The sequence below is a fragment of the Massilia sp. KIM genome (genome assembly GCF_002007115.1).
In the GTDB taxonomy this organism is placed as follows: Bacteria; Pseudomonadota; Gammaproteobacteria; order Burkholderiales; family Burkholderiaceae_D; genus Telluria.
Genome location: NZ_MVAD01000004.1, coordinates 442,124 through 462,499, shown reverse-complemented (window position 1 = coordinate 462,499; position 20,376 = coordinate 442,124). Strand labels below are relative to the sequence as shown.

Sequence of the window (20,376 nt, the reverse complement as noted above, 5' to 3'; positions counted from 1 at the left end):
GTGGCTGCGCCGGAGATGGCGGCCAAGTTGCTGGCGCGGGATCCGAGGGTGGAGTTGGCCTGAGCTTGCTGCTTGGGTTTGCAGCTGTTCTCGCAAACTTGGGTTCCCGCCTGCGCGGGAACGACGTTTAGGGGCTGCGGGCCACAATATCGGTTCTGACTCGCTGCTTCAGCACGTCGTTCCCGCCTGCGTGGGAACGACGTTCATGAGGCGCATGCCACAGAAATTTTTCTGGACCGCTGCTTAAGCACGTCGTTCCCGCGCAGGCGGGAACCCAAGTTTCGCAGCGACCAGTTAGCGCTTGCGATCAGCGCTGACGCACGATCAGGACGCCGATCCCCGCGGATCATTGGTCGGCCCACCGGTCCGCACCGGCCCCATGATGATGGTCATGAGCCCCACCGCATCCTTGTTGGCGCGTATCGTATGCGGCTCGCCCCCGGCCAGGTACACCATCTCGTTCGGCTTGAGCACCGTCGCCCTGCCGTGCGCATCGACCACCAGCTCGCCCTCCAGGCACTGGATGGTCACCTCCCCTTCCACCCTGTGCTCCGGCACCGGACGCTCCTTCGGCACCACCAGGCGGATCAGTTCCATGCGCTCGGTCTTCACCAGCGCGACCGAGGTGAAATGGGCGATGTCGTCGTCTCCGCGCTGCAATACGATCCGCTCTCCCGATACCGCTCGTTGCAATGCCATGTCGCCCTCCTAGCTTGCTGACTCATTCATCGAAATTCTCCGGCACGCCGCGCAGCCAGGTCACCAGCGCCAGCGCGTCCTTGAAGGCGCCGGCCAGCTGCGGAACCAGTTTTTCCGGCGCGTTCAGGTCCAGTTCCAGCTCGGTCCACACGAAATAGCTCTTGAGCTTGAGGTAATCGATCAGCGGATGGTCCGGATCGAAACCCTTCGGCGGACGCTGGAGCTTGCCCTCGTCATGACGCAAATCGCCATAGGTGGCCCGGAGATGCTTATTCTTCAACATTTTAGTGAATCCCGGCGCATCGTTGACGACGTGCTCGCGGATCGCCTTCAGGCGCGGCGCCGGCGGCAGGTATTCGCCCGCGCCGAACAGCAGCTTGCCATTGGCCTCGATGTGGAAGTAATAGGTCGGGCCGGCGCCATCGCTCGGCTTGCGCTTGTCGCCCGGCGCGATGCCGGCCGCGAAATGGGTTTTATACGGCGTCTTGTCCTTGGCGAAGCGGGTGTCGCGCTGGAAGCGGAACACCGCCTTCTTCGGATTGCAGGCGGCCACCTTGGGGTCGAACTTCGCCATCTGGCGTATCAGTTCCTCGACAACGCCCAGGAATTCGGCGCGCAGGATGTCGTAACGGGGCTTGTTCCACAGGAACCAGGGGCGGTTGTTGTTGTCGCTCAGTTCGCTCAGGTATTGCGTCAGGTCGCGCAGGTGCATGGATGGTGCAGGTAAAAAAAAGGGTTCAGGGAATCTGGCGCGGGCGGCGGCCCACCTTGACGGCGAGCTTGGCCTCGCGGCTCTTGCGCAGGATGGTCAGCTCGGCCTTGCTGCCCGGCTCGAGCTGGGCGATCAGGTTGAGCATGTCGGAGGTGGAGGCCACCGGCTTGGGGCCGACCGCCACCAAAATGTCGCCGGGCTGGATGCCGGCCCGGTCGGCCGGTCCGCCGCGCACCACGCCGGCGATGATCGCGCCGCTCGAGCGCGCCAGGCCGAAGCTGTCGGCCAGCTCGGGCGTGATGTCCTGGGATTCGATGCCGATCCAGCCGCGCACCACCTGGCCGTGCTTGACGATGGAGTCGAGCACGGTCTTGGCCGTGGTGACCGGAATCGCGAAGCCGATCCCGACCGAGCCACCGGTCTGCGAATAAATCGCCGAATTAATGCCCAGCAGGTTGCCGTCGGTGTCGACCAAGGCGCCGCCCGAGTTGCCGAAGTTGATCGCGGCGTCGGTCTGGATGAAGTTCTCGAAGTGGTTGATGTGCAGGTTGTTGCGCCCCAGGGCCGAGATGATGCCCAGGGTGACGGTCTGGCCCACGCCGAAGGGGTTGCCGATGGCCAGCACCACGTCGCCCACGCGGGCCTGCTCGGGGTCGCCCAGCACCATCACCGGCAGCTCACGCGCGCTGATGCGGATCACGGCCAAGTCGGTTTCCGGGTCGGTGCCCACGATGCGCGCGGCACTTCTGCGGCCGTCCGCCAGTCCAACTTCGATGGCGTCCGCACCTTCCACGACGTGGTTATTGGTCAGGATATAGCCCTCGGCACTGACGATCACGCCCGAGCCGAGGCTGGCCAGCTGCTCCTCGGGCGGCGCGCGGTCGCCGAAGAAGCGGCGAAAGAAGGGGTCGCGCAGCAGCGGATGGGTCTGGCGCGTGGCCTTGCTGGTGAAGATATTGACCACCGCCGGCATGGCCTTGGCCGCCGCGTCGCGGTAACTGCCGCCGGGCACGGCCGGCGGGGCCTGCAGCATGGGCACGGATTTGCCGGGGCCGCCCACCCGCACCGGTTCGGGACGGCCGTGCAGCCAGTCCGGGCGGACGGCGGCCACGACGAAGTACACCGCCAGCAGCACCGTGACGAGCTGGGCGAACAGCAGCCAGAGGCGCTTGAGGCCGCCGGCCGGCCGGGTGTCGTGGAGGCTGCCGTCTTTCACGTCATGGTCGCTTCAGGGAGTCGCGGATCTCGCGCAACAGGATGATGTCTTCCGGGGTCGCCAGTGGCGCAGGCTTCTCTTCCGGGGCCGGACCACGCAGGCGGTTGATGATCTTCACCATCTGGAAGATAACGAAAGCCAGCAAAATAAAGTTGAGCAATATAGTCAGGAAGTTACCATATGCCAACACTGCACCTGCCTTCTTGGCCTCCGCCAGTGGTAAGTTATAGGCTTGACCATTGAGAGGAATGTAATAACTCGCGAAATCGAGGCCACCGAACAGTTTCCCGATCGGCGGCATGATGATGTCCTGGACCAGCGAATCGACGATCTTGCCGAAGGCGCCGCCGATGATCACGCCGACCGCCAGGTCGACCACGTTGCCTCGCATCGCAAATTTCTTAAACTCTTCCATCATCGCCATAGTGGTTCTCCCGTCTTGTTATTGAATCAAGCCAGTGCATCATACCGCAAGCGGTTTACGTACGGATGTCACCTCCGCCGGAAGCCGGACTGGCACGTCCGTTTCGGCTGCCCGTGCACCCTTGATAATTTTTTTCCATTCGGTATTGCCATTCACATATAATTTTGTGTTGCTGGAAGCTCTTTATTAATTCTGAAGTTCGTATTTTCACGGAGTGGGGTTGGTATGAGTAATGAAAAGCAGGTCGATCCAGGCCGACGCGGCTTACTGGTCGCCACATGTGCGGCAGGCGGCGTCGTTGGTGTCTCCACGGCGGGAGCCCTGGTCAGCACCTTCCAGCCATCCGAACGCGCCAAAGCGGCGGGTGCCCCGGTCGAGGTCGATATCTCCGACGTCAAGCCGGGTGAAATGAAAGTGGTCGAATGGCGCGGCAAGCCGGTCTGGATCCTGCGCCGCACGCCGGAAATGATGGCCACCCTGACCAAGGTGGAAGGCCAGCTGGCCGACCCGAATTCGGACAAGATCTTCCAGCTGCCGATGCCGGAATACGCCAAGAATTCGCACCGCTCGCGCGCCGAGCACAAGGAAGTCCTCGTCACCGTCGGCATCTGCTCGCACCTGGGCTGCTCGCCCTCCTCGCGCACCACCGCCGGCCCCCAGCCCAACCTGCCGGACGACTGGCCGGGCGGCTTCCTCTGCCCCTGCCACGGCTCCACCTTCGACCTGTCGGCCCGCGTGTTCCAGAACAAGCCGGCCCCGACCAACATGGACGTTCCGCCGTACATGTACCTGTCGGACAACAGGCTGATCATCGGCAAAGACGAGAAAGGCGAGGCATAAGATGGCAGGCGCATTCAAAGAGACCAAGCTCCCTGCGGACGCACCGGCCGGCCACAAGGCCCTGGCCTGGGTCGACGACCGTTTCCCGCTCTCGAAGCTGTGGAACGACCAGTGGGGCAAGTACTACGCTCCGAAGAACTTCAACACCTGGTACCTGTTCGGCTCGCTGGCCATGCTGGTACTGGTGCTCCAGATCGTGACCGGCATCTTCCTCACGATGCACTACAAGCCGGACGCCAACCTGGCTTTCGGCTCGGTCGAATACATCATGCGTGAAGTCCCCTGGGGCTGGCTGGTGCGCTACATGCACTCCACCGGCGCCTCGGCCTTCTTCATCGTGGTCTACCTGCACATGGCGCGCGCCCTGATGTACGGCTCCTACCGCAAGCCGCGCGAGCTGGTCTGGCTGTTCGGCTTCGCGATCTTCCTGTGCCTGATGGCCGAGGCCTTCTTCGGCTACCTGCTGCCCTGGGGCCAGATGTCCTACTGGGGCGCCCAGGTGATCGTCAACCTGTTCGGTGCGATTCCCGTGATCGGCCCCGACCTGTCGCTGTGGATCCGCGGCGACTACGTGGTGTCGGATGCGACCCTGAACCGCTTCTTCGCCTTCCACGTCATCGCCCTGCCGCTGGTGCTGCTGGGCCTGGTGGCCGCCCACCTGATCGCGCTGCACGAAGTCGGCTCGAACAATCCGGACGGCATCGAAGTCAAGGAAAACCTGGGTCCGGACGGCCACCCGGTCGACGCCATCCCTTCGCACCCCTACTACACCGTGAAGGACATCTACGGCGTGTCGGTCTTCCTGTTCCTGTTCTCGGCCGTGGTCTTCTTCGCGCCTGAGATGGGCGGCTACTTCCTGGAATACAACAACTTCCTGCCGGCCGACTCGATGAAGACCCCGCCGCACATCGCGCCGACCTGGTACTTCACGCCCTTCTACTCGGTGCTGCGCGCCACCACCGCGGACTTCATGTACGTGCTGATGGCCGGTATCGCCGCCTATGTCGTGTTCATCTGGCTCAAGTCGCGCCTGGCTTATCGCACCAAGGTGGCGATCGCCGTGATCGGCCTGGTCCTGATCATCGGCATGCTGCCGCAAGTGCTGGAAGCCAAGTTCTGGGGCGTGGTGCTGTTCGGTTCCTCGGTCGTGATCCTGGCCTTCCTGCCCTGGCTGGACCACTCGCCGGCCAAGTCGCTGCGCTACCGTCCGACCTGGCACAGCTACCTGTACGCGCTGTTCGCGCTGGTGTTCGTGACCCTCGGCTACCTCGGCACCCAGCTGCCGACCCCGGCCTTCACGATCATCTCGCAAGTGTGCACCCTGGCCTACTTTGCGTTCTTCCTGCTGATGCCCTGGTGGAGCACCATGGGCGCCTTCAAGCCGGTGCCCAGCCGCCTGACCTATGCGGCGCACTGATCGACATCAAGAGCACAAGGACATCACATGAAATTTGCGAAGAAAATGATGGCGGTCCTGGCCCTGGTGCCGGGACTGGTATTCGCCGCGGAAGGCACTTTCCCGCTGGACCGCGCGCCGGAGCGCCACGACCTGGCCTCGCTCCAGAACGGCGCCAAGCTGTTCGTCAACTATTGCCTGAATTGCCACTCGGCGTCCGCGATGCGTTATAACCGCCTGCGCGACCTGGGCCTGTCGGAAGAGCAGATCAAGAACAATCTGCTGTTCACCCAGGACAAGGTGGGCGGCATGATGACGACCGCGATGCGCCCGGACGACGCCAAGGCCTGGTTCGGCGCGGTGCCGCCGGACCTGTCGGTGATCGCGCGCGCCAAGTCCTCGCCGGCCGGTTCGGGCGCGGACTACCTGTACACCTACCTGCGCACCTTCTACAAGGACGACACCCGTCCGACCGGCTGGAACAACATGGTGGTGCCGAACGTGGCCATGCCGCACGTGATGTGGCAGCTGCAGGGCGTCCGCGCCGCCAAGTTCGAGGACCAGAAGGATCCGCATGACCCGAGCAAGGTGGTGCACGCCTTCGCCGGCTTCGAGCAGGTCAGCCCGGGCACCCTGAGCGCCCAGGACTTCGACGCCGCCACTGCCGACCTGGTCGCCTACCTGAGCTGGATGGCCGAACCGGCCCAGAACCAGCGCAAGCGCCTGGGCGTGATCGTGCTCTTGTTCCTGGCGGGCTTCGCTTTCCTGACCTGGCGCTTGAAGGCGTCGTACTGGAAAGAAGTGAAGTAATTCGCTTTCATTGCCCGGTTGGCTATAATACGGGCAATCATTTTTCGGGGTGAGTCGCTTGGCGCTTCACCCCTTTGTTTCTTAAGGAACTATAAACCATGATGGTTCTCTACTCCGGCACCACCTGCCCGTTCTCCCAACGCTGCCGCCTCGTCCTGTTCGAAAAGGGCATGGACTTCGAGGTACGCGACGTCGACCTGTTCAACAAGCCGGAAGACATCTCGACCATGAATCCGTATGGCCAGGTGCCGATCCTGGTCGAACGCGAACTGATCCTGTACGAATCGAACATCATCAACGAGTACATCGACGAGCGCTTCCCGCACCCGCAGCTGATGCCGGCCGACCCGCTGATGCGCGCCCGTGCGCGCCTGATGCTGTTCAACTTCGAGAAGGAACTGTTCGTCCACGTGCACACGCTGGAAAGCGAGCGCAACAAGACCAACGACAAGAGCCACGACAAGGCCCGTTCGGAAATCCGCGACCGCCTGACCACCCTGGCCCCGCTGTTCCTGAAGAACAAGTACATGCTGGGCGACGAGTTCTCGATGCTGGACGTCGCGATCGCTCCGCTGCTGTGGCGTCTGGACCACTATGGCATCGAGCTGTCGAAGACCGCTGCGCCGCTGATGAAGTACGCCGAGCGTATCTTCTCGCGTCCGGCCTACATCGAAGCGCTGACCCCGTCCGAGAAGGTGATGCGCCGCTGATAGCGTTGCCGCGGAGGCCGCCCGGTCTCCGCGCTATACGTGCACGCCGGTTTTTCGGGACGTCCGTGGGACGAATCCGGTACACTGGCGTGTACATACCCAGGTATTTGTTAACACCACCATGGCTGAGATCTCCACCAAACCCTACTTGCTGCGCGCCATCTACGAATGGTGCACCGACAGCGGCTACACGCCTTACCTCGCGGTCAAGGTCGACGCCGCGACCACGGTGCCGATGGAATACGTACGCAAGGGCGAGATCATCCTCAACATCAGCTACGGGGCGACCTCGGGGCTGAAGATGGACAATGACGCCATCCACTTCCGGGCGCGCTTCAATGGCGTGTCGCGCGAGATCTATATTCCTGTGCACAACGTGCTGGCGATTTACGCCAACGAGAATGGACAGGGGATGGCCTTCGAGGTGAACGTCACGGCGGCGGAGATGCCGGCGCCGGCGGAATCGTCGGGGGCGCCGTCCCTGTCGGCGGTGCCGAACGGCGAGAATGCGAGTGCGTCGCCCGCTGAGCCGGCTACGACGGCGCCGGATGATGACAATGATCCGCCGAAAAAAGGCGGACGGCCGACGTTGACGCGTATCAAATAAAGGTATAATCCTCGCCCTAACGATCACATTGATCGCAGCCGGCTTAGCTCATCAGGTAGAGCAGTTGATTTGTAATCATCAGGTGGCGGGTTCGAGTCCTGCAGCCGGCACCAGTTTGATCTTGCACTAGCCCAACCCATATCGGTTGGGCTTTTTGCTTTCCGGGGCGGGCTATGTAGTGCGCATATTGTCGATCATGCGCGGTCGGCACAAGACCCTGATCCCTCTCAAGACCCCGCCACGCTTCCACTGCCAATCTCTCCACGATGCTCACTGTGGAGACCGTATGGCAACCCAACCCTCACCCAGACCCGTTAGCGCTCGGCCGGCCGCAAAACCAAAAACCAAGCGCATCAAGGTCGACCTCGCCAAGCAGACGGTGGAGACCTACGAAGACGACGCCAAAGTTCATCAGTTCGAGTGTGTGAGCGGTGACGATGATCACCCGACAGATCGGGGAAGCTTCCGCATCCTTCGCAAACATCATCCCTACCGTAGCCGTGCATACGACGTACAGATGAACTACGCCATGTTCTTCATCCGCGAGCCTCGGCGGCCCCCGGTCAAGGCGCTTCATCAATACCACGGCCCCGCCCCCTTATCGGTACTACGCACCCTGCGCAGTAGAGTCAGCGCCTGGTTTGGCTCCCATGGATGCGTCCGCTTGTCGGAAACCGACGCACGTGCGCTCTACGAATGGGCGCCAATTGGCACACAGGTGACGGTCGTATGAAGCATGCAATTACCCGATCCTGGCAGATCGGCCTCCTCGTACTGACTGCCGCAACAGGCGCTTACCTGTATTTCCGGCCGAGCGGGGAGCTCAGGGCGCTTCCTAAAGAGCCCGTGATTGCGGTGCTGCCTGCAGAAGTCGAAACACTCATATTCAAGAACAGCGTGGTAGACGTCACATTGCGATCCTTGCACACGGATGAGGGATTCGACATCGCCGTCAGGCCCATCGATGGGCAGCCGAGTCAGGAATGCCGCTCCTCGAAAAATCTGATCAACTCGGTCCGCACATTGTTTTCCATCTCCGCTCATCGGCTGCTTACCCCGGAACAGCTTGCGACGGATTTTCCCCTTCAGATAGGCAAAGTCGACATCGTCGACCGCCTGACGAGAGAGGGCCCGATCAGCATGGTGTTCTACACGTCGCGGGATTTGAAGCGCACCGCCCTGCTATACGGAGACACCCGCGCAGAGATCGATGTCAGCTACGCGACCTTCGAGCGATTGCAGAGTCCATGCACTGAGCATGGGCCAGTGTAAGGACAGATTTGCAACACACCGCCACCATTCCGAGTTAAGTCGTCAACAACGTATCCTTCCAGCAAAAACAGTCGAACTACCGCGAAAACTGTGCCAGAATCCCAAATTGCAACATTTGTTTGACCGCCATCTACCCCGATGCTATAGTCGGGCGAAGCCTATGGGAACGTTTCCAAACGTGCCAATAAAACAAGGGCGGACAACGGAGACACGATGGTCACAGTACGCATTCTGGCTGCAGCCTGCGCCTGGCTGTGCGCCGCCGCATCCGCGCACGCCGCCCAGGCAGCCGTGCCGAAGGCGGAAGTCATCCACTGGTGGACCTCCGGCGGCGAATCCGCCGCCGTCAAGCAGGTCGCCCACGCCTACCGCAACGCCGGCGGCGTGTGGATCGACACCGCGATCGCCGGCGGCGACCAGTCCCGCGCCGTCACCATCAACCGCATCGTCGGCGGCAACCCGCCCACCGCAGCCCAGTTCAACACCTCCAAGCAATTCCTCGACGTCATCGAGCAGAACATGCTCAACAACGTCGACAGCGTCGCCCAGGCCCACAACTGGGACCAGATCCTGCCCCAACCGATCATCGATGTGATCAAGGTGCAGGGCCACTACTACGCGGTGCCGCTGAACATCCACATGCAGACCTGGTTCTGGTACTCGAAGGCCGCCTTCCAGAAAGCCGGCATCACCAGGGAACCAGCGACCATCCCTGAATTCTTCGCCGCCCTCGACAAGCTGAAGGCCGCCGGCATCATCCCCCTCGCCCACGGCGGCCAGTCCTGGCAGGAGACCCTGCTGTTCTCGGCGGTGCTGGCCAATATCGGCGGCCGCGAGATGTACCTGAAGGTGCTGCGCGACCGCGACCAGGCGACCATGAATTCGCCCGCCTTCCGCCAGATCCTGCAGACCTTCAAGCGCCTGAAATCCTACGTCGACCCGAACTCCCCGGGCCGCAACTGGAACGACGCCACCGCCATGGTCATCAGCGGCAAGGCCGGCTTCCAGGTGATGGGCGACTGGGCCAAAGGAGAATTCACCAACGCGCGCCAGCAGCCGGGCGTGCACTACGGCTGCATCGCCGGCTTCGGCCCGGCCAGCCCCTACCTGATCCAGGGCGACGTCTTCGTTTTCCCGCGCACGGACGACCCGGCCGCGGTGAAAGCCCAGAACCTGCTGGCCGGTGTGGTCGCCCAACCCAACCTGCAGGTCACCTTCAGCAAGCTGAAAGGCTCGATCCCGGTCCGTACCGACATCAATGCGGCGGAGCTGGACATCTGCGCCCAGAAGGGCATCGAGATCATCAAGGACCGCTCGCGCCAGCTCGGCGTGACCGAGGTTTACCTGACCCCGGACCAGAACGGCGCGCTGCAGGACATCCTCACCGCCTACTGGAACATGAACCTGCCGGTCGAGAAGGTTCAGAGAAGCATCGCCAACGCCCTCAAATACTGACGCCATGCTCGCCCGCCCCTTCAGCCTGAACCGCTTCACGCCCCACGCCGCCCTGCTGCCGATGGCGCTGACGGTGCTGGTCGCCTACATCGGCGCGGCCCTGTGGACTTTCCGCACCTCGCTGACCGCCTCGCGCACCTTCCCGTCCGAGAAGTGGATCGGCCTGGCCCAGTACGTGCGCCTGTTCGACAACGAGCGCTGGATGCTCTCGCTGAACAATCTCGCAGTCTACGGCGTCCTGTTCATCATCGCCTGCATGGTGATCGGCTTCCTGCTCGCCGTCTTCATCGACCAGAACGTGCGCGGCGAAGGCCTGCTGCGCACCGTCTTCCTCTACCCGTATGCGATGTCCTTCATCGCCACCGGCCTGGTGTGGCAATGGCTGCTCACCCCCGGCAGCGGCATCGAGGCCACGGTGCAGAGCTTCGGCTTCTCGAGCTTCCGCTTCGAGTGGATCATCGACCAGGACATGGCGATCTACGCCGTCGTCATCGCCACCGTGTGGCAGGCTTCGGGCCTGGTGATGGCCCTGATGCTGGCCGGCCTGCGCGGCATCGACCCCGAGATCTGGAAGGCCGCGCGCCTGGACGGCATCCCGGCCTGGCGCGTCTACGTCTCCATCGTGCTGCCCATGCTCGGCCCCACCATCGCCACCGTGTTCCTGCTGCTGTCCACCGCCGTGGTCAAGCTCTACGACGCCGTGGTCGCCATGACCCAGGGCGGACCGGGCATCGCCAGCGAGGTGCCGGCCAAGTTCATCATGGACCACCTGTTCCTGCGCTCGAACGTCGGCCTAGCCTCGGCCGGCGCAGTGATGCTCCTGATTCCGGTGCTGGCCGTGCTGGCGCCCTATGCCTATGCGCGCAGCCGCGGCTTCGGCAAGCGTCCGCGCCAGAAAGGACACGCATGAGCCACCCGACCGCCCCGGCCATGGCCGCCGCCGTCCCGCCCTCCGCTACCTGCGCCGCGCCGCGCCGCAAGCGCCTCAACGCCGCGCGCATCGGCGTCTACGCCTTCCTGTTCAGCGCCGCGCTGTTCTTCCTGCTGCCGCTGTATGCGATGATCACCACCTCTTTCAAGCCGATGGACGAGATCCGGATGGGCAGCGTGCTGGCCCTGCCGGCCCAGTTCACGCTCGACCCCTGGCGCAACGCCTGGGACCAGGTCAGCGTCGGCTTCTGGAACTCGGTCGCGATCACGGTGCCCAGCACCATCCTGCCGATCCTGATCGGCGCCATCAACGGCTATGCGCTCTCGTTCTGGCGCCCCCGCTTCGCCAACCTGCTGTTCGGCGTCCTGATGGCCGGCGCCTTCATCCCGGTGCAGGTGATGATCTACCCGCTGGTCTGGATGATGGCCAAGGCCGGCCTGTTCGGCTCCCTGCCCGCCATCGTGCTGGTGCACTGCATCTTCGGCATGCCGGTCATGACCCTCCTGTTCCGCAACTACTACGCCTCGGTGCCGCACGAGCTGTTCCAGGCCGCGCGCATCGACGGCGGCGGCTTCTGGCGCATCTTCGCCCAGGTGATGCTGCCGATGTCCCTGCCCATCATCGTGGTGGCGGCGATCATGCAGATCACCGGCGTGTGGAACGACTACATCCTGGGCCTGGTGTTCGCCGGCCGCGACAACGCGCCGATGACGGTCCAGCTCAACAACGTGATCAACACCACCACCGGCGTGCGCCTGTACAACGTGAACATGGCGGCCACCATCCTGACGGCGGCGGTGCCGCTGGCGATTTACTTCTTCTCCGGGCGCTGGTTCGTGCGCGGCATCGCCGCCGGCGCCGTGAAAGGCTGAACGCATGTCGAACGTCCATTTGCGCAAACTGTGCATCACCCGCGACAGCAACGAGATCATCCGCGACCTCGACCTGCAGGTGGAGCCGGGCGAATTCCTGGTGCTGCTCGGGCCTTCGGGCTGCGGCAAGTCCACGCTCCTGCACAGCATCGCCGGCCTGATCGACCTGTCCGGCGGCTCCATCGAGATCGGCGGGCGCGACATGAGCTACGCCGACCCGAGCGAACGCGGGATCGGCATGGTGTTCCAGTCCTATGCGCTCTACCCGACCATGACGGTCGAGAAGAACATGTCCTTCGGCCTGCGCATCTCGGGCACGCCGAAGCCGGAAATCCAGCGCCGCGTGCGCCGCGCCGCCGAGATGCTCCAGCTCGACGCCCTGCTCGACCGCAAACCGGCCCAGCTGTCGGGCGGCCAGCGCCAGCGCGTGGCGATCGGCCGCGCCCTGGTACGCGAGGCCGGCGTCTACCTGTTCGACGAGCCGCTCTCGAACCTTGACGCCAAGCTGCGCACCGAGCTGCGGCGCGAGCTCAAGATGCTGCACCAGACGCTCGGCTCGACCATGATCTACGTGACCCACGACCAGGCCGAGGCGATGACCCTGGCCACCCGCATCGTGGTGATGCAGGGCGGCCGCATCCAGCAGATCGGCACGCCCTGCGAGGTCTACGACCGTCCGGCCAACCGCTTCGTCGCCGGCTTCCTCGGCTCGCCGTCGATGAACTTCATCGAGGGCGAGGTCGACGTGCACGGGCGCTTCGGCGCCGGCGCGCTGTCCCTGCCGCTGGCCGACGGCAGCGTGCTGCCCGGCGCGGCCGTCCTCGGGGCGCGCCCGGAACACCTGCACATCCGCCCCGACGGCCCGCTGGAAGGCCGCATCACCCTGGTCGAGCCGATGGGGAATCACCAGGTGGTGTGGCTGGACTGCGGCGGCCACGCGCTCTCGTGCATGGTGCACGAGCCGCAGCCGATGGCGTCCGGCCAATCGGTGCGCTTCGCGATCGATGCGGCGCGGGTCTCGCTGTTCGACCCTGCCAGCGGCCGCCGCTTGTAAAGACGCGGTACGCATGGTGTATGCTTCAGTGTTCGTAAAATAACTAGTCAGGGATCGTTCTGTGGCGACAATCAAGGATGTAGCGCGTCTCGCCGGCGTGGGCCTCGGCACCGCCTCGCGGGTGGTCAGCGGCAAGGGTTCGGTGTCCCCGGCCACGCTGGAGCGCGTGCGCAAGGCGATCGACGAGCTGGGCTTCCGGCCTTCGCACGCCGCGCGCGCCCTGCTGTCCGGCACCAGCCGCATGATCGGTGTCTACATCCCGGCCCTGAGCGGCACCTTCTACACGCCCATCCTGCAGATCATCGACACCGAGCTGCGCGCCGCCGGCCTGCACATGGTGGTGGCCTTCGGCGTCGGCCTGGGCGACGCCCGGCGCCAGGCGATGGAAGGCATCGAATTCCTGATCGAACGCGGCTGCGACGGCCTGATCATGATGACCAGCGCCCTGCTCGAGGAAGACATCGCCTCGCTCGGCGCCAAGCGCCACCAGCTGGTGGCCCTGAACCACGCCTTCGACGCCATTCCCGAGCAGTGCTTCACCGTCGACCATACCCTGGGCGGACGGCTGGCCGCGCGCACCCTGCTGGACTACAAGCACCGCGACATCGCCGTCATCGCCGGCCCCAGCGCGCTGGCCGACAACGTGGCCCGTATCGACGGCTTCATGCACGAACTGGCGGCGGAGGGCATCGACACCGCCAAGATCTGGATCGTCGAGAGCGACTTCTCGCCGGCCGGCGGCTGGTCCGCGGCCAAGGCCCTGATCGAATCGGGCACCAAGTGCAGCGCCCTGTTCTGCGCCAACGACGAGATGGCGGTCGGCGCCCTGTCCTATTTCCAGGAGGCCGGCATCAGCGTGCCGCGCGACCTGTCGGTGATCGGCTACGACGACACCGAAAGCGCGGCCTTCTCGGCGCCGCGCCTGACCTCCGTGCACATGCCCTGGCGCGAAATGACGCTCAACGGCCTGAACATGTTGCTGAACCGCTGCTACGACCTGCAACGCCCGGTGTCGCGCACCTTCCCGGTCAGCGTCACCCTGCGCGCCTCGCTGGCGCAGGCTCCGGGCGGCACGCGGAGCCGGAAAAAATGAGCCCCTGAGCCCTGTGGCCGCACGCCGGCCCTTTTTTTTAGCACCGAATTGGAAAGCTTTCCATTAGAATGTCCGAACAACGCCGTTAACCTGAAGCGAGATCATGACCACTGCCACCCGCCCCGAGCCTCACGCGCCAGCGCGCAGCGACTTCGCCCCCGACTTCCTGTGGGGCTGCGCCACTTCGTCCTACCAGATCGAGGGCGCCGGCGCCGTTGACGGTCGTGTCGAATCCATCTGGGACCGTTTCGCCGCCACCCCGGGCAAGATCAAGGACGGCTCCAACGGCTCGGTCGCCTGCGACCACTACCACCGCTGGCCGGAAGACTTCGACCTCGGGCGCGAACTGGGCCTGAACGCCTACCGCTTCTCGATCGCCTGGCCGCGCATCTTCGGCGAGTTGGGCGGGAAGCCCAACCAGAAAGGCCTGGACTTCTACTCGCGCCTGGTGGACGGCATGCTGGAGCGCGGCCTGCAGCCCTGGGCCACCCTGTATCACTGGGACCTGCCGCAATACCTGCAGGACCGCGGCGGCTGGGCCGAGCGCTCCACCGTCGACGCCTTCCTCGAGTTCGCGGACGCCATGACCCGCACCCTGGGCGACCGCGTCAAGCACTGGATCACCCACAACGAACCTTGGTGCACCGCCATCATCGGCAATTTCGAGGGCTGGCACGCGCCGGGCAATACCGACTTCGGCACTGCGCTGCAGGTGGCCCACCACGTGCTGCTCTCGCACGGCAAGGCCGTGCCCCTGATCCGCGCCAACGTACCGGACGCCAAGGTCGGCATCGCCCTCAGCCTGCACCCGCTGCGCGCCGCCAGCAGCAAGCCGGAAGACCTGGCCGCCATGGAGCGCCACGACAACCTGCGCTACCGCTGGTTCCTCGACCCGCTGCACGGCCGCGGCTATCCGCAGGCGCTCCTCGACATCATCGGCGACGCCGCCCCCACCGTCCTGCCGGGCGACCTGGACGCCATCGCGGTCAAGACCGACTTCCTGGGCGTGAACTACTACTTCCCCGAGACCATCGCCCACGAAGCCGGCCACCCGCCGCTGGACGCGAAGGTGTTGCCCCCTGGCGAGGTCGAAACCACTGCCATGGGCTGGGAAGTCTCGCCACAGGGCTTGGCCGAACTGCTGCTGCGCATCGAGAAGGACTACCACCCGGGTCCGATCTACATCACCGAGAACGGCTCCTGCTACGAAGACACCCTGGGCCCGGACGGCCAGGTCGACGACGTCGGCCGCCGCCACTATCTGATGCGCCACCTGGCCACGCTCAAGTCGGCCATCGCCGACGGCGTGCCGGTCAAGGGCTATTTCGCCTGGAGCCTGCTCGACAACTTCGAATGGGCCGAGGGCTACCAGCGCCGCTTCGGCCTGACCTACATCGACTACGAGACCCAGAAGCGCATCCTGAAGAGCAGCGGCCAGTGGTACCGCTCCTTCCTGCGCCCCGAATGACGAACACCAGAACAGACAACAACACAGCGAGACACCCATGACACCCAAGCTCCGTTCCTCCGCGCTGGCGATCGCGCTGGCCTTCGCCCTGCCCGCACTGTCGCAGGCCGCGCCGGCGGCCGACTGGCCGAAGATCAGCAGCGCGATCAAGAAAGACGACGCGATCGAGAAGCGCGTCGCCGAGATCGTCGCCAAGATGACCCTGGCCCAGAAGATCGGCCAGATGACCCAGCCCGAGATCAAGACCGCCACCCCGGAGGACGTGAGCCGCTACTACCTCGGCTCGGTGCTCAATGGCGGCGGCAGCTGGCCGAACAACAACAAGCATGCGAGCGCCAAGGACTGGCTGGCGCTGGCCCAGGCCTACCACGAGGCCTCGATGAAGACCGACATGGCGGTCAAGGTGCCGGTGATCTGGGGCACGGACGCGGTCCACGGCCACAACAACGTGCCGGGCGCCACCCTCTTCCCGCACAACATCGGCCTGGGCGCGGCGCGCAATCCCAAGCTGGTGCGCGAGATCGGCGCGGCCACCGCCAAGGCGGTGCGCGCCACCGGCATCGCCTGGGTGTTCGGCCCGACCCTGGCCGTCGTCCGCGACGACCGCTGGGGCCGCACCTACGAGAGCTATGCCGAAGACCCGCAGGTGGTGAAGAGCTATGCCGGCGAATACGTGCGCGGCATGCAGGGCGCCTTCAAGGACGACGCCAACACGGTCGCCACCGCCAAGCACTTCATCGGCGATGGCGGCACCGAGAACGGCAAGGACCGCGGCGTGACCAAGGTCAGCGAGGCCGAGCTGCTGGGCATCCACGGCCAGGGCTACCTGACCGCGCTGCAGGCCGGCGCCCAGACCGTGATGGCCTCCTTCAACAGCTGGACCGACACCGCCAGCGGCACCGAACACGGCAAGCTTCACGGCAGCAAGGCGGCGCTGACCGGCATCCTGAAGGAGAAGATGGGCTTCGACGGCTTCGTGGTCAGCGACTGGAACGGCATCGGCGAGATCCCGGGCTGCCGCAACGACAGCTGCGCCCAGGCGATCAACGCCGGCATCGACATGATCATGGTGCCGGACGACTGGAAGGCCTTCATCGCCAACACCATCAAGCAGGTGGAGAGCGGCGAGATCCCGATGGCGCGCATCGACGACGCCGTCAGCCGCATCATCCGGGTCAAGCTGCGCGCCGGCCTGTTCGACAAGAGCCCGGCCCAGAACGCCCACGCCGGCAAGGAGGAGTCGATGCAGGCGCGCGCGCTGGCGCGCCAGGCGGTGCGCGAATCGCTGGTGCTGCTCAAGAACGAAGGCCCGGCGCTGCCGCTGGCGCGCGGCAGCAAGATCCTGGTGGTCGGCAAGAGCGCCGACGACCTCTCGAACCAGTCGGGCGGCTGGTCGCTGACCTGGCAGGGCACGGCCAACACCAATGCCGACTTCCGCAATGCCGACACCATCCTGGCCGGCATCCGCGAAGCGGCCGGCGCGACCAACGTCAGCTACAGCCTGGACGCCAAGGGCGTCGACGTCTCGATGTTCGACGCCGTGATCGCGGTGATCGGCGAGCGCCCCTACGCCGAAGGCGACGGCGACATCGGCCTGTCCGGCACCCTGCGCCACAGCAGCCGCTATCCGGAAGACCTGGCCGTGCTGCAGGCGGTCGCCAACAAGGGCAAACCGGTGATCACCGTGATGGTCTCGGGCCGTCCGCTGTACGCCAACGACCTGCTCAACCTGTCCAGCACCTTCATCGCGGCCTGGCTGCCGGGCTCCGAGGGCAAGGGCGTGTCCGACCTGCTGGTCGCCGGCGGCAAGACCTACGACTTCAGCGGCAAGCTGCCCTTCTCCTGGCCCAAGTCGGCCTGCCAGACCCGCCTGAACGTGGGCGACAAGGACTATGCGCCGCTGTTCGCCTACGGCTATGGCCTGAAGAAGGCGACCCGCTCGCGCCTGGGCAAGCTGGACGAGAGCATCCCGGCCGGCGGCTGCGGCGTCAGCAGCAGCTTCCCGATCTTCAGCCAGGCCGACCGCGCCAGCTTCCCGCTGGCGATCAGGAGCGGGACCCAAACCACGGTGCTGGGCGCGGACCTCAACGCCAGCTTCTCGTTGCCGGGCATCACCGCCACCACCTCGCAGGTGAACACCCAGCAGGACGCCAAGCTGCTGACCTGGACCGGTCCTGCCACGGTGGAAGCGCGCGGCGCGCGCGCCATGGTGCTGCCGCCGGCCGCGGCCAACAACGCGGCGCTGCGCTTCGACACCATCGTCCAGGCAGCCCCCGCCGCCAGGGTGAGCATGGCGATGCAGGGCGCCAGCGTGGACGCCACCGCCCTGTTCAAGCGCCTGGCCGGCAAGGGCAAGCAGACCGTCAAGATTCCGCTGGCCTGCTTCCAGGCCAAGGGACTGGACCTGGCCAAGGTCGACACCCCGTTCAGCATCACCAGCGAGGGCGTCTTCGCCGCCGCCTTTACCAACATCGAGATCGCCGGCGGCGGCGCCGCCGAGCCGGATGCGGTGCGCTGCGAGGAACTGCGATGAGTCAGGAACTGCGCCTGCTGGCCGACGTCGGCGGCACCAACGCCCGCTTCGCGCTGGAGTCGGGCCTGGGCCTCGCCGACGTCGAGGTGCTGGCCTGCGCCGACTACCCGAGCCTGGGCGAGGCCATGCGCGCCTACCTCGCCAATGCCCGCTCGCGCGGCCTGGCGGTGGAAACGGTGCGCCACGCGGCGATCGCCATCGCCAACCCGGTCGAGGGCGACGAGGTCAAGATGACCAACCACCACTGGAGCTTCTCGATCGAGGGCCTGCGCCAGGAACAGGGGCTGGCCACGCTGCTGGTGGTGAACGACTTCGCCGCGCTGGCGATGTCCCTGCCTCACCTGCTCGAGGACGGCCGCCAGCGCATCGGCGGCGGGGTCGAGCTGCCGGGGCGCCCTATCGGCCTGATCGGCCCGGGCACCGGCCTGGGCGTGTCGGGCGTGATCCCGGCCGGGAAGCGCTGGATCGCCCTGGCCGGCGAAGGCGGCCACGTCAGCTTCTCGCCCGCCAACCGCGAGGAAGTGGCGATCCTGGAAGCCCTGTGGGGCGAATTCGGCCACGTCTCGGCCGAGCGCCTGCTTTCGGGCATGGGACTGGAGCTGATCCACTGGGCGCGCACCGGCAAGCGCATCGGCGCGCCCGAGATCACGGGCGCGGCCCTCGACGGCTCCTCGCAGGACTGCGCCGGCACCGTGGAAATCTTTTGCGCAGTGCTGGGCAGCGTGGCCGGCAACGTGGCGCTGACCTTGGGCGCCACCGGCGGCATGTACATCGGCGGCGGCATCGTGCCGCGCCTCGGCCAGCTGTTTACCAACTCGGCCTTCCGCGCGCGCTTCGAGGACAAGGGGCGGCTCAGTCCCTACCTCGCGCGCATCCCGACCTACCTGATCACCGAACAGTACCCGGCGCTGCGCGGCGTGTCTGCTATGCTTGCCGACCACCTCGCGACCCACCCATAACAACGGAGACACCATGCACAACACGGCCCAGACCCCGCCGCCGGCAGCCGCCACGGCCCTCGACAGCGAACACAATCCGCATACCGGCGCGCTGGTGATCGTCACCATCCTGTTCTTCATGTGGGGCTTGCTCACCTCGCTGAACGACGTCCTGATCCCGCACCTGAAGTCGATCTACACCCTGACCTACCTGCAGGCCATGCTGGTGCAGTTCTGCTTCTTCGGCGCCTACTTCATCGTCTCGCTGCCGGCCGGCGCCCTGATCCGCCGCATCGGCTACCAGAACGGCGCCGTCACCGGCCTGATGATCGCGGCCGCCGGCTGCGCCCTGTTCTACCCGGCCTCGCAGGGTGGCTACGGCCTGTTCCTGTTCGCCTTCTTCATCCTGGCGAGCGGCATCACCATCCTGCAGGTGGCGGCCAACCCCTACGTCACCGTGCTCGGCCCGGCGCGCACCGCGTCCAGCCGCCTGACCCTGACCCAGGCCTTCAACTCGCTCGGCACCACCGTGGCGCCGGCCCTGGGCGGCATCCTGATCCTGTCGGCCGCCACCCTCGGCGCCGACCAGCTGGCGGCCCTGTCGGCCGCCGACCAGGCGGCCTACCGCGCCAAGGAAGCGGCCGCCGTGCAGGGTCCTTACCTGGGCCTGGCCGCGGCGCTGGCGATCCTGGCGGTTCTGTTCGCGGTGGCCAAGCTGCCGAAGATCAGCCATGACGACAGCACCACCGTCGCGACCGACGGCAAGGGCGGCGCCCTGGCTTACCGCCACCTGGTGCTGGGCACCCTGGCGATCTTCCTGTACGTGGGCGCCGAGGTCTCGATCGGCAGCTTCCTGATCAACTTCCTTGGCGAGAGCCATATCGCGGGCCTGAGCCACGCCGACGGCGCGCACTACGTCAGCCTGTACTGGGGCGGCGCGCTGGTGGGCCGCTTCATCGGCTTCGCCGTAATGCGCTACGTCAGCCCGGGCAAGTCGCTGGCGGTCACCGCCCTGGGCGCGATCCTGCTGGTGCTGCTCGCGACCTTCACCTCGGGTTCGCTGGCGATGTGGGCGATCCTGGCGGTCGGCCTGTGCAACTCGATCATGTTCCCGACCATCTTCAGCATGGCGCTGCACGGGCTGGGCAAGTACACCGGCCAGGGTTCGGGCATCCTGTGCATGGCCATCGTGGGCGGGGCCATCGTGCCTTTCGTGCAGGGCATGTTCGCCGACACCATCGGCCTGCAACCGTCCTTCCTGGTGCCGGCGGCCTGCTACCTGTTCATCATGTACTTCGGGGTGAAGTACGCGAACCTGCATCGCCAGAAGGTGGCGGCCGAATAAA

Annotated in this window: 20 protein-coding genes and 1 tRNA gene; 17 read left to right on the top strand and 4 right to left on the bottom strand. The window is 65.4% G+C overall.

The features are described from left to right. Positions 1-324: 324 nt before the first annotated feature. The 4 genes from B0920_RS24650 to mscL are packed head-to-tail and all read right to left on the bottom strand — an operon-like array spanning position 325 to position 3,051. On the bottom strand, positions 325-699 hold the full coding sequence (locus tag B0920_RS24650; RefSeq protein ID WP_078035328.1) for a cupin domain-containing protein: 375 nt from the start codon (positions 697-699) through the stop codon (positions 325-327). Between the two features lie 22 nt (positions 700-721). Next, the gene (locus B0920_RS24645; protein ID WP_078035327.1) at positions 722-1,411 is read right to left on the bottom strand and encodes a DUF2461 domain-containing protein; all 690 of its coding nucleotides are present in this window, start codon (positions 1,409-1,411) and stop codon (positions 722-724) included. A 25-nt stretch (positions 1,412-1,436) separates the two neighbouring features. Beyond that, entirely contained in the window at positions 1,437-2,627 is a 1,191-nt protein-coding gene (locus B0920_RS24640; protein WP_179119286.1) for a Do family serine endopeptidase, read from the bottom strand. A gap of 1 nt (position 2,628) precedes the next feature. After that, entirely contained in the window at positions 2,629-3,051 is a 423-nt protein-coding gene (mscL, locus tag B0920_RS24635; protein WP_078035326.1) for a large conductance mechanosensitive channel protein MscL, read from the bottom strand. A 225-nt stretch (positions 3,052-3,276) separates the two neighbouring features. Between mscL and petA the strand changes: the two genes are divergently transcribed. The 17 genes from petA (at position 3,277) to B0920_RS24550 (ending at position 20,375) form a co-directional block, all read left to right on the top strand. Continuing rightward, entirely contained in the window at positions 3,277-3,891 is a 615-nt protein-coding gene (petA, locus tag B0920_RS24630; RefSeq protein WP_078035325.1) for a ubiquinol-cytochrome c reductase iron-sulfur subunit, read from the top strand. A 1-nt stretch (position 3,892) separates the two neighbouring features. Continuing rightward, positions 3,893-5,308, top strand: a complete 1,416-nt coding sequence (locus B0920_RS24625; RefSeq protein ID WP_078035324.1) for a cytochrome b N-terminal domain-containing protein — start codon at positions 3,893-3,895, stop codon at positions 5,306-5,308. A 27-nt stretch (positions 5,309-5,335) separates the two neighbouring features. Further along, positions 5,336-6,097 carry a cytochrome c1 gene (locus B0920_RS24620; RefSeq protein WP_078035323.1) on the top strand — a complete coding sequence of 254 codons (762 nt, stop codon included), beginning with the start codon at positions 5,336-5,338 and terminating at the stop codon, positions 6,095-6,097. A 98-nt stretch (positions 6,098-6,195) separates the two neighbouring features. Beyond that, positions 6,196-6,807, top strand: a complete 612-nt coding sequence (locus tag B0920_RS24615; protein ID WP_026354566.1) for a glutathione S-transferase N-terminal domain-containing protein — start codon at positions 6,196-6,198, stop codon at positions 6,805-6,807. A 121-nt stretch (positions 6,808-6,928) separates the two neighbouring features. Beyond that, complete coding sequence (locus B0920_RS24610) at positions 6,929-7,414, top strand: ClpXP protease specificity-enhancing factor (protein WP_078035322.1); 486 nt, start codon at positions 6,929-6,931, stop codon at positions 7,412-7,414. Between the two features lie 37 nt (positions 7,415-7,451). Further along, positions 7,452-7,527, top strand: a tRNA-Thr gene (locus B0920_RS24605). 173 nt (positions 7,528-7,700) lie between these two features. Continuing rightward, on the top strand, positions 7,701-8,147 hold the full coding sequence (locus B0920_RS24600; protein ID WP_078035321.1) for a L,D-transpeptidase: 447 nt from the start codon (positions 7,701-7,703) through the stop codon (positions 8,145-8,147). Beyond that, the gene (locus tag B0920_RS24595; RefSeq protein ID WP_078035320.1) at positions 8,144-8,686 is read left to right on the top strand and encodes a hypothetical protein; all 543 of its coding nucleotides are present in this window, start codon (positions 8,144-8,146) and stop codon (positions 8,684-8,686) included. The genes B0920_RS24600 and B0920_RS24595 overlap by 4 nt, the downstream gene beginning before the upstream one ends. A gap of 213 nt (positions 8,687-8,899) precedes the next feature. Continuing rightward, positions 8,900-10,141 (top strand): ABC transporter substrate-binding protein, encoded by a 1,242-nt coding sequence (locus B0920_RS24590; RefSeq protein WP_078035319.1) that lies wholly within the window; start codon positions 8,900-8,902, stop codon positions 10,139-10,141. A gap of 4 nt (positions 10,142-10,145) precedes the next feature. Next, positions 10,146-11,051 (top strand): carbohydrate ABC transporter permease, encoded by a 906-nt coding sequence (locus B0920_RS24585; protein ID WP_078035318.1) that lies wholly within the window; start codon positions 10,146-10,148, stop codon positions 11,049-11,051. A gap of 20 nt (positions 11,052-11,071) precedes the next feature. Continuing rightward, positions 11,072-11,944, top strand: a complete 873-nt coding sequence (locus tag B0920_RS24580) for a carbohydrate ABC transporter permease (protein ID WP_229456856.1) — start codon at positions 11,072-11,074, stop codon at positions 11,942-11,944. A gap of 4 nt (positions 11,945-11,948) precedes the next feature. After that, complete coding sequence (locus tag B0920_RS24575) at positions 11,949-12,998, top strand: ABC transporter ATP-binding protein (RefSeq protein WP_078035317.1); 1,050 nt, start codon at positions 11,949-11,951, stop codon at positions 12,996-12,998. 61 nt (positions 12,999-13,059) lie between these two features. Beyond that, positions 13,060-14,091, top strand: coding sequence for a LacI family DNA-binding transcriptional regulator (locus B0920_RS24570; protein ID WP_078035316.1), 1,032 nt, complete (start codon positions 13,060-13,062; stop codon positions 14,089-14,091). Between the two features lie 103 nt (positions 14,092-14,194). Beyond that, positions 14,195-15,559 (top strand): GH1 family beta-glucosidase, encoded by a 1,365-nt coding sequence (locus tag B0920_RS24565; protein ID WP_078035315.1) that lies wholly within the window; start codon positions 14,195-14,197, stop codon positions 15,557-15,559. 37 nt (positions 15,560-15,596) lie between these two features. Further along, complete coding sequence (locus tag B0920_RS24560) at positions 15,597-18,092, top strand: glycoside hydrolase family 3 protein (protein WP_078035314.1); 2,496 nt, start codon at positions 15,597-15,599, stop codon at positions 18,090-18,092. Beyond that, positions 18,089-19,051, top strand: a complete 963-nt coding sequence (locus B0920_RS24555; protein ID WP_078035313.1) for a glucokinase — start codon at positions 18,089-18,091, stop codon at positions 19,049-19,051. The genes B0920_RS24560 and B0920_RS24555 overlap by 4 nt, the downstream gene beginning before the upstream one ends. A gap of 13 nt (positions 19,052-19,064) precedes the next feature. Then, positions 19,065-20,375: a sugar MFS transporter gene (locus B0920_RS24550; protein ID WP_078035312.1), complete on the top strand. Its 1,311-nt coding sequence runs from the start codon at positions 19,065-19,067 to the stop codon at positions 20,373-20,375. The last annotated feature ends 1 nt before the right edge of the window (position 20,376 follow it).

Coding starts and splice junctions, on each gene's coding strand:
- B0920_RS24650 (WP_078035328.1), bottom strand. CDS start 699: ATGGCATTGCAACGAGCGGTATCGGGAGAGCGGATCGTATTGCAGCGC.
- B0920_RS24645 (WP_078035327.1), bottom strand. CDS start 1,411: ATGCACCTGCGCGACCTGACGCAATACCTGAGCGAACTGAGCGACAAC.
- mscL (WP_078035326.1), bottom strand. CDS start 3,051: ATGGCGATGATGGAAGAGTTTAAGAAATTTGCGATGCGAGGCAACGTG.
- petA (WP_078035325.1), top strand. CDS start 3,277: ATGAGTAATGAAAAGCAGGTCGATCCAGGCCGACGCGGCTTACTGGTC.
- B0920_RS24625 (WP_078035324.1), top strand. CDS start 3,893: ATGGCAGGCGCATTCAAAGAGACCAAGCTCCCTGCGGACGCACCGGCC.
- B0920_RS24620 (WP_078035323.1), top strand. CDS start 5,336: ATGAAATTTGCGAAGAAAATGATGGCGGTCCTGGCCCTGGTGCCGGGA.
- B0920_RS24615 (WP_026354566.1), top strand. CDS start 6,196: ATGATGGTTCTCTACTCCGGCACCACCTGCCCGTTCTCCCAACGCTGC.
- B0920_RS24610 (WP_078035322.1), top strand. CDS start 6,929: ATGGCTGAGATCTCCACCAAACCCTACTTGCTGCGCGCCATCTACGAA.
- B0920_RS24600 (WP_078035321.1), top strand. CDS start 7,701: ATGGCAACCCAACCCTCACCCAGACCCGTTAGCGCTCGGCCGGCCGCA.
- B0920_RS24595 (WP_078035320.1), top strand. CDS start 8,144: ATGAAGCATGCAATTACCCGATCCTGGCAGATCGGCCTCCTCGTACTG.
- B0920_RS24590 (WP_078035319.1), top strand. CDS start 8,900: ATGGTCACAGTACGCATTCTGGCTGCAGCCTGCGCCTGGCTGTGCGCC.
- B0920_RS24585 (WP_078035318.1), top strand. CDS start 10,146: ATGCTCGCCCGCCCCTTCAGCCTGAACCGCTTCACGCCCCACGCCGCC.
- B0920_RS24580 (WP_229456856.1), top strand. CDS start 11,072: ATGGCCGCCGCCGTCCCGCCCTCCGCTACCTGCGCCGCGCCGCGCCGC.
- B0920_RS24575 (WP_078035317.1), top strand. CDS start 11,949: ATGTCGAACGTCCATTTGCGCAAACTGTGCATCACCCGCGACAGCAAC.
- B0920_RS24565 (WP_078035315.1), top strand. CDS start 14,195: ATGACCACTGCCACCCGCCCCGAGCCTCACGCGCCAGCGCGCAGCGAC.
- B0920_RS24560 (WP_078035314.1), top strand. CDS start 15,597: ATGACACCCAAGCTCCGTTCCTCCGCGCTGGCGATCGCGCTGGCCTTC.
- B0920_RS24555 (WP_078035313.1), top strand. CDS start 18,089: ATGAGTCAGGAACTGCGCCTGCTGGCCGACGTCGGCGGCACCAACGCC.
- B0920_RS24550 (WP_078035312.1), top strand. CDS start 19,065: ATGCACAACACGGCCCAGACCCCGCCGCCGGCAGCCGCCACGGCCCTC.